Source organism: Pseudoalteromonas sp. J2K-J599 (assembly GCF_059295115.2).
The window spans coordinates 3,484,040-3,499,488 of record NZ_CM200271.1 but is presented as its reverse complement, the minus strand read 5'-3'; the positions used below and the strand labels follow the sequence as shown (position 1 = coordinate 3,499,488).

Below are 15,449 nucleotides of genomic sequence, written 5' to 3'. Positions count from 1 at the left end.
CGTTATGTTTTTTAATATGCTCGCGTTTGAGCTGCGCTACTTTGTGCGCCAGCCTTCGTTTTATGTGACCTCATTAATCTTCTTTTTTATGGCGTTTTTTATAAGCTCTAGTAGTAAGTTCCCGTTAGGTGGGGCGAATGTTCATATGAACTCGCCTTTCTCTATTATGCTTTTAACCGTTACATTTTGTACACTCGCTATGTTTTTAGTGGTTAACTTTGTTGCCAGCTCTGCTATTCGCAACAGTGAAAGCAAAATGGATGAGCTGGTTTTTAGTAAGCCTGTTAATCCTGTGCCTTATCAAGCAGGGCGTTTTTTTGGTTCTTACTTAGTTGTACTTATTGTGTTTTTAAGCGTGCCATTGGGTGTGTTTTTAGGGTCGCAATTTGGTTTATTAGTTGGCTGGCTCGATGGCGAATTGATTGGTCCTAATAAGCTAATGTACTACGCTGCGCCTTATCTTTATTTAGCAGTGCCAAGTTTACTGGTGCTTTCGGCTATTTTTAATAGTGTAGCGGTCTATTTTAAAACCATGATGTCGGTGTATGTAGCAGCTGTTGTGATTTTTATAGCCTATCAAATTGCCGGCGTTTACTTTGATGATTTAGCATTTAGAAATATTGTTGTTTACGCCGACCCATTTGGCTCTGGTTCGTTAATTGATTTAACACGTTATTGGACTGTAAATGATAAAAACACAGAAGTGCTAACGCTCACAGGTGACCTTTTAGTTAACCGTATATTGTGGGTGGCAATCAGTGTTGCAATGTTTTTTGGCCTTGGAAAGCTAAGCAATCGCATAGTAACTAAAAAACAGAAGAAGCAATTTAAAGTCTCTGCTTTTGTACAAAATAAACAAGCTGCACTTATCAATAGTGCTAAAAATTATAAATCAGCGGGGGTTAGTACTAAATCTCAGCTAATAATGCGCAGTATATTCGAACTTAAACAAGTTATATTTAGTGCTCCTTTTATGATTTTAGCGGGTGTAAGCATTGTAACGCTTATGATCCCTCTTTTTGCGCCTATCGGTGCTTATGGCACTACTAACTGGCCTTTAACTCAGAATATGGTAAATGTTATTAGTGGTATTTCCGGTTTATTTTTGTTTGTTATTATCGCTTTTTATAGTGCTGAGCTTGTGTGGCGAGAGCGACAAAGTGGCATGGGCGATATTGTTGACAGCTTTCCTGTACATAACAGTGTTTTTTGGGTGTCAAAAATACTGGCTTTAATCGCCGCTATTTCTGGGTTGTTCCTCGTGGGAATGATACTCACAATTACAGTTCAGTTATTTAAAGGTCAGTTTAATTTAGAGCTAGGACAGTATTTATTTAGGATTGTTTATTTATCGATTTTACCGTTAATTATGCTGACGGTACTCGCCTTCTTTTTACAGATTATTAGCCCGAATAAATATGTAGGAATGGGTTTGTTTATTTTGTATTACATAGCGCAAAAAGTAATGGGCTCTTATGGGTTTGAGCATCATATGTATCATTTTTCGCAAAGCAGTAGTGTACCGTATTCTGATATAAATGGTTATGGGCACTTTTTACAAGGCGCGCATTGGTACACATTATATTGGGGCGCGTTAAGCCTTGTTTTAGCGATTGTTGGGTTTGCGTTGTGGCATCGTGGTCCTTCACAAACGCTGCGCACACGCCTGTCTATGCTTCGTTATAATATGTCGTTAAAAGGGCAAGCGATTGCAGTTGTTAGTGCATTAGTGTTTGTTGGTGCAGGCTACAATATTTATAACAACACGCGAGTTTTGAATGAGTTTACTACGAGCGATGAGTTTCAAGACAAGCAAATAAATTATGAGCAGCAGTTTGCACAATACAAAGACTTAGCACTACCTATGGTGACCGATGTTGACTTAACTGTTGATATTTATCCTAAAAGGCGCGCTTTAAACGCCGTGGCTAAAATTAAGTTTACCAATACCTCTAACGAGCCAATTACGCGAGTATTGATCACCTCACCTCAACACGCTAAAAGTTGGGATGTAGCCATGGCTGGCGGTAAGATAGTTGAAAAATTACCAGCGTTTTATTCAGCATGGTTTGAGTTTGAGCAGCCGCTTATGCCAAACGAAGTAAGAGAAGGGCAACTGTCGGTTACTCGCGATCATACAGGCTTTACTGATCAAGGCTCTGATACACAATTAGTTGCCAATGGCACGTTTATTAATAACTTGGAACTCCTTCCTAGTTTTGGTTATAACCGTGGTTTACAGGTATCTGATAAATTTGAACGCCGTAAGCATGATTTACCTGAGCTTGAACGTGCCCATAAGCTAGAAGACAGTCGGTACTATACACAAAGTAATTTTGGTGCAGCTAATGGGTTTATTAACTTTAAGGCGACGGTAACAACCGACGAGTCGCAATTTGCGATTACCCCAGGGTATTTGCAAAGTGAAAGTGTAAAAGATGGACGCCGCACCTTTGTTTATGAAATGGATGCGCCTATTTTAAACTTTTATGCGGTGCTTTCGGCAGAGCTTGAAAGTAAAAAGGTTGAGCATAACGGTGTAAATATTGAGGTGTACTACCACAAAAACCATGCATGGAATGTTGACCGTATGATTGAATCGGTACAAGACTCAATAGATTACTTTACACAAGCTTTTGGGCCGTATCAGCACAAACAGCTACGTATAATTGAATTTCCTAAGTATCGCTCGTTTGCACAAAGTTTTGCCAATACAGTCCCTTACTCAGAAAGCATGGGGTTTATTACAGACTTAAGAGATGAGAGTAAAGTTGACCTACCTTACTATGTAACCGCACATGAAGTTGCGCACCAATGGTGGGGGCATCAAGTATCGGGGGCTAATGTAGAGGGCAGTGCTGTTATTTCTGAAACACTTTCCCAGTACAGTGCGCTTATGGTGCTAAAAAAACGCTTTGGCGCCGAGAAGCTCCGTAAATTCTTAAAGTACGAGTTAGATAAATACTTAATGGGCCGTACTGGCGAAGCCTTTGAAGAAATGCCACTATATAAAACGCAGGCTCAACAATACCTTCATTACAATAAAGGCTCAGTTGCGATGATGGCGATTTATGATCGTTTAGGTGAAGTACGCTTAAATGCAGCACTCAAAGCATTTTTAAACGAGTTTCAGTACCAATCAACACCATACCCAACTACGCTTGATTTACTTAGCTATTTAAAACAAGACGCAACGCAAGCAGAACAAAATTTTATTGACGATCAGTTTAAATATATCACCTTGTATGAGCTTGAGATGAAAGATGCGTCAGTTACAGATAGCGTTGATAGCGAAGGGTTTTATACTGTAACACTTAGCGTAGAAGCAGTTAAACAGCGTGCGGATGGCCAAGGTGAAGAAACTGAGCAGCCACTCGATGAGCTAATTGATATTGCATTATTTAGCGACGACCCTGAAAACTTACTCGCTGAAGATTTTGTTATTTACTCGCAAAAGCATCAAATAGTATCTGGTACCAATACTATTGAGCTTAAAGTAAAAGAAAAACCATTATTTGCAGGGGTTGATCCTTACATTAAGCTGGTCGACAAAGACAGTAAAAACAACTTAGCTAAGTTTTAACATCTATTTATTTACTAAGCACTTAAACTAACTACTTTAAAGGCCGCATTTATGCGGCCTTTATGTGTAATAAACTGTATAAAACTTCATAGCGTTTCTACATATTCCCCACAGCTTTTTACGCTAATATTTTATGTTCTCTTATAAAGTTACCTTACTGGTATTTAGTTTATAAGGAGGAGTATGAAACCATTAATTATAGGGGCGATAGCATTAAGCCTCAGTGCTTGTTCTGCGGTAACCATTCAGCCACAGGCAATAGCAAAAATAACGAGCCAAGCTAATTACGAAGATAGCCGCCCATTTTATTTATGGGGATTAGTGGGTGAGCAGCGGGTAGACGTAAAACAAATATGTTCAAATACACCGGTTATTCAAATGCAGTCACAACAAACGTTTAGTGATGGAGCGCTGAGTTTAATTACGCTTGGAATATACTCGCCCCATACCATCAAAGTGTGGTGCCAAGAGCAAGTACTAGGGGAGACATTATGAGCATCAAGCTATTTGCAGCCGGTTGCACACTGATTATTTTAACGGGGTGTACAAATATTTACTTTGATAACGGTATGCAGAGCAAAGTAAGCAATAAAACGCTAAAAAGCTCACAGTGGCATCATAATTTTGCACTTGCGTTGTACGAGGGATCAGAGCCGTTAGATTTAACAAAACATTGCCCACAAGGGGAGTGGCAAAGCGTTCATACGTATAAATCGTTTACTAATGGTTTAGCTGAGGTGGTTGTGAATCAAATTGGCCCAGCTTGGTACCCTAAAACAGTAGAAGTACAATGTAATAAGGTACCATTTAAAGCTAAATAATTATTTAAAATAGTTATTCGTAACGCAGTGCATCTATAGGGTTTAGTCTTGCTGCTTTAATAGCAGGGGCTAAACCAAATATAATCCCAATCATTGATGTAAATCCGAACGATAGTATTACAGCCCATACTGGTATGTATGCATCAGGCATACTTGGGACTAAAAACGAAATAAGCCCTGCGGCGCCATATCCTATAATGAGTCCTATTAAACCACCAAAAAGTGAAAGCACAACGGCTTCAACTAAAAACTGCAGCATAATAAAACCAGGTGTTGCGCCTAGTGCTTTTAATGTACCAATAACGCGTGTGCGTTCAGTGACCGACACTAGCATTATGTTCATAACACCAATACCGCCAACAAGTAAGCTAATGCCAACAATACCAGCAGTAATAGCAGTAGCACTGCTGGTAAATTTATCTATTTGAGCACGAGATTTTTCAGCGGTTTCAAATTCAAAGTCGTTTTCATCTTTCTCTTTTAGTTTATGTAGTTGGCGCAATACACGAGTGATTTTTGCAAGCACTTGTTCTTCGTTAGTACCTTCATTTAACCTAAACATAATTTGCACATTAGTTTGTGTACTTCCGCCTTCTAAAGCACTCATGGTACTAATTGGAATATTAATGTAATCGTCTTGGTCAAAACCAAATAAGCTACCTTGTTTTTCAGCAACGCCAATAATTCTAAACCATTCACCACCTAGCTTTATATATTCACCTACTGGGTTTTCAGGAAGGTTTAGCTTTTCTATGATTGAAGGGCCGATAAATGCGACCCTTCTTCGCTTATCATCGTCCTCAGCACGAATAAAGCGACCAAGTTCAGGATAAGTACGATACGCTTTTTGATAGTCTTGCTCGGTACCGATAACACGCGATGAATGGCTTTTATTTCCATACTCAGCTCCCCCCGAAAAGCGCCAGGTAAACATTAGGGCAGTTAGCGTTTCAGCTTCTTTTATACGCGACTTTAAAGCTAAAAAATCGTCGTAGGTAAGCTTGGCATTTTTACCAACCATTTCAAGTTCAATACTGGTGTAAGGTTTTATTGTTGTTACATCTGGCGACATATCAGCAAGTTGATCGTTTATTTGCTTTGTAAAACCTTGCATTACTGCAACGACAGTAACTACGGCGGCAACACCAATAATAATGCCCAAACAGGTCAGTGCGCTGCGCATTGCATTAGCTTTAATAGCTGAAAAAGCGGCCTTAGTGCCTTCCATTATGGCAAGAGCTGATTTAAACATGCTGCTTGATTCCTTCATCTTTAGTTACATCACTTACCACTTTACCGTCCACTAAACGAATCACGCGTTGGCAATGATCGGCAATTTCTTGCTCATGTGTTACTAAAATAATAGTGTGACCTTCGTTATGCAGCTCATCAAACAAATCCATAATTTCGCGGGTCGTTTTACTATCAAGATTACCTGTGGGTTCATCTCCTAATAATATATGTGGTTTTGTGACTAAAGCGCGGGCAATCGCAACACGTTGACGTTGCCCGCCCGATAGCTGGCTAGATAAATGATTAACTTTATCACCGAGACCTACCCGCTTTAGTGCTTCTAGAGCTTGTTGCTTGCGTTGTTTACTAGGAATAAAGCGATATACTAAAGGCTGCATTACATTTTCTAGTGCGGTTGCACGTGGTATTAAGTTAAAGCTTTGAAATATAAACCCGACACTTTCATTACGCTGATGAGCAAGCTCTGTCTCGGTCATACTTTTTACTAGTTTATCTTTTAAGTAGTATTCGCCACTGCTGGGTGTATCTAAACAGCCTAGTAAGTTCATTAAGGTCGACTTGCCTGAACCAGAAGGTCCTATAATCGCCACGTATTCGTTTTGCATTATATGTACGTTTACATCATCAAGTGCCTTAAATACCTCTGAGCCCATTTTGTATTGTTTATTAATATGCTCTAGCTTGATTACCGCAGACATTAGGCTTCTTCCTTGTCTGCATCTGATTTAAGTTTTACCACATTACCTTCAGTCAGAAGACTTACTGGGCGCGCAGGACCAATAACTATTTTGTCGCCCTCATTTAAGCCGTCAGTAATTGCTTGTTCTATATCAGATGATATTCCAACAGTTACGGCAATTTTGCTAACGGTGTTATCACTATTTAGTCGCCATACAAATGTTTTATCGTCTTCTTTTTGGATTGCTTCTATTGGAAGTTTTAAACCGTTTTCGGCAATGCTTGTTGCGATCTCTGCTCTACAACTCATTCCTGCATATAGCTGGCGTTCAGTAGTATCGAGTAATACTTTTACTTTAAACGATAAACCTTGAGAGCCGGCTTGGTTTTTAGCTGAAGTACCAATATTGATTACTGTGCCGCTAAATGGTTTATTAGGGTATGCGGCCGCATAAATATTCGCTTTTTGGTTAAGCTTAATGCTCGCAATGTCGGTTTCATCCACACGTAGCTCGGCTAAGATAGCGCTAGGATCGGCTACTAGCATTAAATCAGAGCCAATAATATTAGTAGTACCGGCTATAACGGTTTCACCTTCTTTAATATTTACAGATGCAAGCAAGCCGCTCATTGGAGCTCTAAATACACTTTTACTTAAGCGATCTTGCGCAATTTGTAGTGACGCTTGTGCTTGGTTGTACGACTCTATTCGTGATTCAATATCGATTTTAGCTAGATCGCGTGCGCTTTCAATATTCTCGTAGCTCTCTTGATTACCTAAACCGACATCATATAAGTCTTTTTGTCTTTTAAGTTGGCGCTCTAGGTTAGCAAGGCGTGTTTTATTGTGTTTAATTTCAATTTCTGTGGCGCGAAGGATTGCTTTACTACGGGTAACTTCTGATTCAAAGGCAGTTGTATCAAGGCGCATTAACATATCGCCTTGTTTAACTCCTTGGCCTTCTTGAACAAATATTTTATCTACTCGGCCCGTCACTTCAGAGCGTAATTGCACTTGTGTATTAAAAACTAAATTACCTGAAGCCATTATTGAGTCAGCAATGTCGCCAAGCTCTACTTGAGCAATATTTACTTCGGCTTGTTTTTCATCGCCAGAAATTTGCTTTGACACAATTAGGGCTATAAATGCGCCTACAGCGAGTGTGATGATTATTGCTTTTTTCATTTTATCTATCCGTGAATTAAGTAATGTGGAGCTAGTATCTACCTCCACTTAAGAGTTAACTTGCTGCAATGATTGCCCAAATACCAAAAATAATAATTGAAGGAAGAGCAGAGAATAGGAGTGCTTTGTTAGTTGAAAAATTAGTCCAGCATTTTAAGCCGATCATTCCCAGCGAAATGCTCCAAAAGCTAAATAAGTTTATTGATTCTAATAAGCTATAAAAAGGATGGCCAATTTCAAGTCCTATTATTAATTGGTTAATAGATGCGTAGCTAAATACGGCTTGTTGAGATATTTGATCTGTACTTGCACTTAGTACAAGAGCAATTGTTCCTAGGCTTGAAATAACAACTGGCATCATTGTCCAGGTAGCGAATCCATACCAAGCTCCGTAGCTATGTTCTGATTCAGGATCTTGTTTAGCCACAAGCATATAATAAAGTGCCATTAATGCATTCATGATAGCCAGCGCAATTACGCCGCCAAACAAACCAAACCATATTTGGCCTTCTGCATTTTGCTCTATACTTTGGCGAATCATTTTTTGCTCGCCAATCGTCGCATCAATAGTTGATGCTGCTACTTGCTCATTAATCAAAAACTGCATATCAACAGTGGAATAAAAAATATAAATACTCGCCATTGAAACTAAAGACATGACTATAAAAGCAAGCCATGACCAACCTTTGGCGTGTTCAACACCATTGAAAGCTTTACTAGGACTTATATAAATATCGAGTAGGGCGCTAAACGCGTTAGGTGATTTCATTATTATTCCTTTATACCTATTTTATGGCTAGGCAGTTATAAATGCCCAGTGACTAGGTAATAGAATAAAGGAAAATGTATGTATTGTTTTCATTCAATTGTAACGGTTTGTTAACAGATGTGAGGGGTCTTGTGCAAAAACGAGAAAAGGGCCAAAAGGCCCTTCGTGTCGCAGCAAGTAACACATTCTTTCTTATAAATTAAAGTCTACAGAATAAGCAACGTAAGCTTTAATATCTGAATCATCCATATCTGTATCAGACAAACCAAAAGTAAAACCGTCTTTCGAAATTGATACACCGTAATCTAAGATATTATCATCGCCAATAAAGTCACCAGAGTAGTGGCCTAAGTGAAGTGCCATTTCAGTGCCGTTACTGCCAACAGCAAAACCGTAATCAGCTGTCAGGTAAAGTGAATCACCAAAGTCTGTACCATCACCACTTGCAGCTGATGTTGCAAGTACAGAAGCACCAAAGGTAAAGCCTTCAACACTGATGCTACCGTAAATTTCAGAGAAATCTGCGTCTGCTTCAGAAGCTGCGTCTGGGTAAGCGTAATAAATATAACCAACATCGTAGCTAACACTTTCGTTAATATCGCCACCAAAGCCTGCATATAAGTCAAGCTCATAGGTCATTTCATCGGCCCACGATGCGTTTGAAGCCCAAGTACCTGCATAAAAGCCCGATTCATTGGCGTAATCAATACCGCCTGAAATAGCTGCATCGCCCCCAGTTTGCTCTTGACCACGCCATAAGTAGTTTGATGTTGCCGCTGCATTAGCAGTTACTTCAGCATGTACGGCTGTTGACGTTAAAGATGTTGCGCCCATTAATGCTATAGCACTTATAGCGATGGTTTTTTTTAGTTTTAGCATGTCCATTTCCCGTTATATGATTTTTGCTCGCCAAGGTTTTTATTATGTAATCGGAACCTTTAGGCTGACGGCTTTTTATTGTTTAACTAACGGGATAATTGCACTGTGTGTGCCAGCTTCATTATTTTTTATTAAAAATTATTTTTATACATTAAAAACATGGGCTTGTATTTTATAGATTGAGAAGAGATATGGCATGTAGGAAGATGTTGCGCACACTGCTGGTGCATAAATTAACCTAGCCGCACCATAAAAGTACGGCTAAATTAGAAGTTTTTAGCCAAATATAGTGCGCATAAGGCTAATTGTTTCGTTTACACTACGACCTTTTTGAACTTCACTCACAATTGAATCGCGCTTACTGCGAATGTGCTCAGGAATATCGTCAGCAGCAAGTGCGCGGTCTACTAAAATTTCTGCAGACTCTTTACCTCTACGCTGAGTTTTACCTGTCGTAGTTGTAGTTCGTTTAGGCTTACTTAACAGTTTGATGTAGTTAGAGTTATCTGGTGTTTTTGCATCAGCATAGTGAAAGAAACATGGGATTAGTGCTTTAATAGCAACTAATTGTGCTTCTAACTCATTACTAGGTTTAGCCATTTTGTACCATGACATAGCTTGAATACCTTTTACAATATCTTGCCAGTAACGCTCAAAATCACTATTTTTTAGTTTAGAAACACCAAGGGCACCGCATAATGCATCTAATCGATTGTTTGTGATCGGAGTAAATATATCAGGGCGACGCATTGCAAGCAGTCGTGTTGCAGGCGCAAGTGTTGGTTTTTCATTATTGTCGGTGAATATTTTTGAATAAGCAGCAACAAATTGTTGATATTCGTATTGAGTAATGTCACCTTCAAGTGGAATATTTACTAGTGCATCGTCAAAGGCACCTGGTAAATCGCCAAGCATTTGATGAAAGCTCTTCGCACTTTTTGTTGATGCAAACCATTCAACGTCAAAGTTGTATGTGCTTGGATCAAGTGATGCCATGTGCTTACCGCTAAACGCAAGTAAGTCTTCAGGAATCATATCTTTAAGAGATTGTTCACGAATGCTTTTAATGTAGTCTACTAAGCGAAGCTGTTCATCAAGAGCAATAACGTCTTTGTGTTGTTCTACAAATACACTTACTACAGGCCACGGAGCAATACGTAAAGTTTTAACCTGTAAAAAGCTGATAGCTGAAATAAGCTGATCGTGTAGCTTCTTAAGTACTGGTAATTGCTGCGGCTCTAGTAAATCGTAGTTCATACGATCTCTGCTTGCACTTAGCAATTCGTAACACCAAGGTAAAAAATCATCAGGGTGGTTTTCTACTTTCACGGCCATAAGGTTAAGGCTTAATTCTGAAGATTGCTTCAGAATGTTCTGATAGATTTGATTTTCTTGTTCGCCTAGCGTCATTTTTGACGGTGAAATTAGCAGTTTTTTCATGCCTTGTAGAATCTCCGGTTTAGATATATATTTTTTTGCTGGTCTATTTTAGCGCAATTACGCTAATAACAACAGCGCTGTCCTCCATACGTTGTAATTGAAGTAGCTAAATCGGTGTTTTTGCTAATAGAATGAGACTAACGCTTTAACATGTATCAATCATTTTTATCTAGTACAAAGAGACTTTCAACTGAGGTATTAAAATGCTTTGCTATTTTTAGAGCAATTATTACCGAAGGGGTAAATCGTGCCGTTTCTACTGTACTAATAGTCTTACGTGAAACCGCAATTAGATCAGCCAAGTCTTGTTGAGAAAGGCCTGCTTCTTTGCGGTATTTTGCAATTTTATTTTGCACTTTTGCTCCTAATCTTTGCTTTGCCAAAGAATTGATACGCCGTATATTAAACTCATTACAGCAAGGTAAAATGTAGCCATCATGCTGTGAGATACTTCTAAAGCAAGAGTATCGGAGAGTAAGTACACGCCACCCATACTAAAAAGTAAGCCAAGCACGACATGTTTATAGGCAATAGTGTCGATGGTATTTAAATACTCATCTTTATATGTAAGGTGGTATTTCATTCTCCATGTAAACCCGCCTCTGATCACAAACATAAAGAATGAACCTAAAAAAGCAGCAGTTCCTAAAAACAATAGTGGGGCTGATGTTTGATTAAGCATTGGGTAAACACTAATGATTAATAAAGTGACCCCCATGAATAATGAAAACCATGCATTTTGGCCCATAAATTTTTCTTCACTTTTAATATCGTAATTAGACATAGCTCATTTCCTTTTAAAATTTTTACAATATGTAACCTGTAGGTATCAATGCAACCTTAATGTTTCATTGGGTCAATATTTATTTGTAACCTAAAGGTATCAAAATGTTTCAGGGGCGATTCAGGATGGGAATGTAATATCTAATAAAAAGCTTTTTTATCAGAACGACAATGATTTTAAGGCTAACACTCGCTATGATAAGAACATTATTTGCACGTTTGAAAGGACGATCATGAAAACCTTACTTAAAATTGTAGGTGTAATACTTTTACTATGTATAGCACTAATTGTTGCCGCACCGTTTTTAATCCCTACTGATACTATTTTTAACAAAGTTTCAGAACAGGTAGAACAAACAACTGGGCGCACTCTTACTATTAAAGGTGATAAAACACTTAGCGTATTCCCTGCATTAAAGTTAGAACTTAACGACGTGCATTTTGCAAATATGGAATCAGGTTCGCGCGCCGATATGGCGAGTATGAAACAGCTTGCTGTACACATACCTTGGTTTTCATTATTTGGTGGTGAGTTTAAATTAGATAAGTTTGTGATAAACGAACCAAATATTCTATTAGAAACCGACAAAAATGGTAAAGCCAATTGGCAGTTGTTTGACGCAGTTGCAGAGCAACCAAAAGAGCAGAGCCAATCAGGTGAAGCGATAAAGCTTCCAGATAACTTTGATATTGAGTTAGGTGAGGTTGCTATTTATGGCGGCACATTTACTTATCTAGATGGTCAAACAGGTGCCAAACAACAAATTAGCGATTTAGAACTCGCTATTTTACTTCCTTCACTTCGTAAAACATTAGAAGTAAAAGGGGGTATTACTTATATGCAAGAGCGTTTTGATCTTGATATAAAATTAGATACTCCTGCTAAAGCAATTGAAGGTGCTACTTTTAATGTTAAACAAACCTTAGATTCTCGTTTAGTTGATTTAACGTTCGAAGGGAGCATAGCTAAGCAAGGCCAAGATATTAAGGGTCAGTTAGCACTAAGCGGTGAGTCTGTTAAAAGTATTGCGAAATGGCAAGGTGTAGAGCTAGACGCTAAAGACAATGCATTTAACGGATTTAGTGTAAACGGTAAAATGCACCTACTAGGTGAGAAATTTAATCTAGAAGATTTAGTTGCGACGTTAGACGCATTAGAAATAAAAGGTAAGAGCGAGCTTAACCTAGGTAAGCGTTTAGCAGTAAATGCTGATATTGATTTAGGTATGCTTGACTTAAACCCGTATCTACCTGAAGCAGTGGCAAAACAAGAAGAGCCAGAAGAGCAAGAAGATAAACCTGCAGAGCCAATAGTATGGGATGACACTAAAATTGATTTAAGTGCATTAAATTCACTAGATGCAAATGTAGTGATTCGTTCAAGTGGATTAAAAGCAAATGATATTAAATTAGGCGCAAATCAATTTACTGTTGCTTTAAAAAATAGCGTTGCAAAACTAAGCCTAGATAGCTTTTCTGCTTATGAAGGGTCAGGTAAAGGCGTTATCAATGTAAACGCACAGCAAGTACCTTATAAAATATCAACTAACTTTGACTTAGCTGGAATAGATGCACAGCCTTTATTAACGGATGCGGCAGGTTTTGACAAGCTAATGGGTAAGGGGTCTTTAAATTGGAACCTAAGCACAACTGGCCAAAGTCAAAAGTCGTTTATTGGTGCGCTTAATGGAAAGCTTGGATTTGAGTTTGCTGATGGAGCTGTAAAAGGTGCAAATATAGCTGAGATGGTTCGTAAAGGTAAGGAACTCATTTCAGGTAACTTTGGTGCTGCATCTGAAGGGCTTGATACCGGATTTGAAGAATCTGAGCAAACAGATTTTTCAGCATTAACTGGAAGTTTTAACTTTACTAATGGCGTTGGCAAAAATACCGACCTATCACTTATCAGCCCACTTATTAGAATATCAGGTGAAGGCGACGTTGATTTACCGCAAACAACGGTCAACTATCGTTTGGTTACAGGTATAGTTGGATCTATCGAAGGTCAGGGAACTACCGATGACAGCACTGGCTTTAAAATACCACTACGTATAAAAGGGCCTTTCCACGATGTAGGTATAAAGCTAGATGTTGGTGATGCGCTCAAAGATGAAGCTAAGCAGAAGGTCGATGAGGCAAAAGAAAAAGCCAAAGACAAAGCAAAAGATAAAATTAAAGATAAATTAAAAGGTTTATTTGGTTAATTTATTACACTTTAAACAAACAAGGCACATTACAGGTGCCTTGTTTGTTTTGTAACCACCTGTAAAATAGCTACATAGCCGTAATTACTCAGCTTTAATTTCCCATCACTCCAAATTAATTAAAAAATAACCTATCGCTACCCCCTCAATGCTGGTACAATTGCCCGCCCTTAAGAGACAACTCGTTTGTTTTTGAGTGGGATTTAATCGAAATGTCTTGATTTTAAACAAATTTAAGACACGTTGTAATTACTACACCGGAGGTCATTAACATGATCCAAATGCAAACTCAGCTGGAAGTTGCTGATAACAGCGGCGCTCGCAAAGTGCAGTGTATAAAAGTCCTTGGTGGTTCTCACCGTCGCTACGCAGCGATTGGCGACATCATTAAAGTTTCTGTAAAAGAAGCTATTCCTCGCGGTAAAGTGAAGAAAGGTGATGTTAAAAACGCGGTAGTTGTGCGTACCAGAAAAGGTGTTCGCCGTCCAGATGGTTCTCTGATCCGTTTTGACAGCAACGCTGCTGTTATCTTAAATGATAACTTACAGCCAATTGGTACACGTATTTTCGGCCCTGTGACTCGCGAACTTCGTAATGATAAGTTCATGAAAATCGTTTCACTAGCCCCAGAAGTACTGTAAGGAGCCAATCATGGCAGCAAAAATACGTCGTGATGACGAAGTAATCGTACTAGCAGGTAAAGACAAAGGTAAGCGCGGAAAAGTGCTTTCAGTTGTTACTGAATCTGGTCGAATCTTTGTCGAAGGCATAAACTTGATCAAGAAACACCAAAAGCCGGTTCCACAATTGAACCAAGCTGGCGGCATTGTTGAGAAAGAAGCATCTATGGATGCATCAAACGTTGCGATCTTCAACTCGGAAACGAGTAAAGCTGATCGTGTAGGTTTCAAGATTGAAGATGGTAAGAAATTACGTATCTTTAAATCTACTGGTAAAACTATCTAATAGTTGGAGTAGAATGATGGCGAAACTGCATGAAGTATATAAAGACAAAGTAGTTGCTGAACTTCAAGAGAAGTTTGGTTTCAGCTCTGTCATGCAAGTCCCTCAGATCGAAAAGATCACATTGAATATGGGCGTGGGCGAAGCCCTAGCTGACAAGAAGATTTTAGATAACGCAGTAGCGGATCTAGCAGCAATCTCTGGTCAGAAACCTTTAATCACTAAAGCACGCAAATCTGTTGCTGGCTTTAAAGTGCGTGAAGGCTACCCGATTGGTTGTAAAGTAACCCTACGCGGCGAGCGTATGTGGGACTTTTTTGAGCGTTTGGTATCAATCGCTATCCCACGTATTCGTGACTTCCGTGGCGTAAGTGCAAAGTCTTTTGATGGACGTGGCAACTACAGCATGGGCGTACGTGAACAAATCATCTTCCCAGAAATCGATTACGATAAAGTAGACCGTGTACGCGGTATGGATATTACTATCACTACTTCTGCGAAATCTGATGAGGAAGGCCGTGCGTTGTTAGAAGCGTTTAACTTCCCATTTAAGAAATAAGGGTAGGGTTATGGCAAAGAATTCTATGAAAGCGCGCGAAGCAAAGCGCACAAAACTAGTTGCTCAGTACGCTGAAAAGCGCGCTGCACTAAAAGCTATCATCAGTGATGTTAACACATCTGAAGATGATCGTTGGGACGCGGTACTTAAGCTACAAGCTTTACCACGTGATTCTAGCCCTGCACGTCAACGTAATCGTTGTAACATTACGGGCCGCCCACATGGTTTCCTTCGCAAATTCGGCATGAGCCGTATTAAAGTTCGCGAAGCAGCTATGCGCGGTGAAATTCCTGGCCTTAAAAAGGCTAGCTGGTAATAGAATCATGGGAG

The 15,449-nt window shown here is 39.2% G+C and carries 16 protein-coding genes; 8 read left to right on the top strand and 8 right to left on the bottom strand.

The genetic code is table 11. The features are described from left to right. The first annotated feature begins 4 nt into the window (after positions 1-4). The 3 genes from AC5NT5_RS15845 (at position 5) to AC5NT5_RS15835 (ending at position 4,404) form a co-directional block, all read left to right on the top strand. Entirely contained in the window at positions 5-3,583 is a 3,579-nt protein-coding gene (locus AC5NT5_RS15845; protein ID WP_494514300.1) for an ABC transporter permease/M1 family aminopeptidase, read from the top strand. Between the two features lie 183 nt (positions 3,584-3,766). Then, on the top strand, positions 3,767-4,078 hold the full coding sequence (locus AC5NT5_RS15840; protein ID WP_182672588.1) for a Bor family protein: 312 nt from the start codon (positions 3,767-3,769) through the stop codon (positions 4,076-4,078). After that, a complete protein-coding gene (locus AC5NT5_RS15835; protein WP_039490488.1) occupies positions 4,075-4,404 on the top strand; it encodes a Bor/Iss family lipoprotein in 330 nt (109 codons plus the stop codon). Before AC5NT5_RS15840 ends, AC5NT5_RS15835 begins: the two co-directional genes overlap by 4 nt. Positions 4,405-4,417: 13 nt before the next feature. On the opposite strand, the gene AC5NT5_RS15830 is transcribed toward AC5NT5_RS15835, so the two are convergent. From AC5NT5_RS15830 to AC5NT5_RS15795, 8 genes are all read right to left on the bottom strand, one after another. Further along, a complete protein-coding gene (locus AC5NT5_RS15830; protein ID WP_039490486.1) occupies positions 4,418-5,656 on the bottom strand; it encodes an ABC transporter permease in 1,239 nt (412 codons plus the stop codon). After that, positions 5,649-6,356, bottom strand: a complete 708-nt coding sequence (locus tag AC5NT5_RS15825; RefSeq protein ID WP_024594267.1) for an ABC transporter ATP-binding protein — start codon at positions 6,354-6,356, stop codon at positions 5,649-5,651. The genes AC5NT5_RS15830 and AC5NT5_RS15825 overlap by 8 nt, the downstream gene beginning before the upstream one ends. Beyond that, entirely contained in the window at positions 6,356-7,522 is a 1,167-nt protein-coding gene (locus tag AC5NT5_RS15820) for an efflux RND transporter periplasmic adaptor subunit (RefSeq protein ID WP_494514299.1), read from the bottom strand. Before AC5NT5_RS15820 ends, AC5NT5_RS15825 begins: the two co-directional genes overlap by 1 nt. Before the next feature lie 55 nt (positions 7,523-7,577). Further along, positions 7,578-8,291, bottom strand: coding sequence for a YIP1 family protein (locus AC5NT5_RS15815; RefSeq protein ID WP_182675491.1), 714 nt, complete (start codon positions 8,289-8,291; stop codon positions 7,578-7,580). A gap of 192 nt (positions 8,292-8,483) precedes the next feature. Beyond that, complete coding sequence (locus AC5NT5_RS15810) at positions 8,484-9,170, bottom strand: TorF family putative porin (RefSeq protein ID WP_024591363.1); 687 nt, start codon at positions 9,168-9,170, stop codon at positions 8,484-8,486. A gap of 276 nt (positions 9,171-9,446) precedes the next feature. Then, positions 9,447-10,610 (bottom strand): hypothetical protein, encoded by a 1,164-nt coding sequence (locus AC5NT5_RS15805; protein WP_182712843.1) that lies wholly within the window; start codon positions 10,608-10,610, stop codon positions 9,447-9,449. 155 nt (positions 10,611-10,765) lie between these two features. Then, complete coding sequence (locus AC5NT5_RS15800) at positions 10,766-10,966, bottom strand: helix-turn-helix transcriptional regulator (RefSeq protein WP_002959505.1); 201 nt, start codon at positions 10,964-10,966, stop codon at positions 10,766-10,768. Between the two features lie 8 nt (positions 10,967-10,974). Then, complete coding sequence (locus tag AC5NT5_RS15795; RefSeq protein ID WP_002959502.1) at positions 10,975-11,394, bottom strand: hypothetical protein; 420 nt, start codon at positions 11,392-11,394, stop codon at positions 10,975-10,977. 232 nt (positions 11,395-11,626) lie between these two features. Here AC5NT5_RS15795 and AC5NT5_RS15790 point away from each other — a divergent pair, with 232 nt between their 5' ends. The 5 genes from AC5NT5_RS15790 to rpsN all read left to right on the top strand — a co-directional run bounded on the left by AC5NT5_RS15790 (position 11,627) and on the right by rpsN (position 15,435). Continuing rightward, positions 11,627-13,597, top strand: coding sequence for an AsmA family protein (locus AC5NT5_RS15790; protein ID WP_494514298.1), 1,971 nt, complete (start codon positions 11,627-11,629; stop codon positions 13,595-13,597). A 272-nt stretch (positions 13,598-13,869) separates the two neighbouring features. Further along, positions 13,870-14,238 carry a 50S ribosomal protein L14 gene (gene rplN, locus AC5NT5_RS15785; RefSeq protein WP_002959498.1) on the top strand — a complete coding sequence of 123 codons (369 nt, stop codon included), beginning with the start codon at positions 13,870-13,872 and terminating at the stop codon, positions 14,236-14,238. 10 nt (positions 14,239-14,248) lie between these two features. Next, complete coding sequence (gene rplX, locus AC5NT5_RS15780; protein WP_002959496.1) at positions 14,249-14,563, top strand: 50S ribosomal protein L24; 315 nt, start codon at positions 14,249-14,251, stop codon at positions 14,561-14,563. Positions 14,564-14,579: 16 nt separating this feature from the next. Continuing rightward, entirely contained in the window at positions 14,580-15,119 is a 540-nt protein-coding gene (gene rplE, locus AC5NT5_RS15775; RefSeq protein ID WP_010554915.1) for a 50S ribosomal protein L5, read from the top strand. Between the two features lie 10 nt (positions 15,120-15,129). Then, on the top strand, positions 15,130-15,435 hold the full coding sequence (gene rpsN / locus AC5NT5_RS15770) for a 30S ribosomal protein S14 (protein WP_006794245.1): 306 nt from the start codon (positions 15,130-15,132) through the stop codon (positions 15,433-15,435). Positions 15,436-15,449 lie beyond the last annotated feature (14 nt).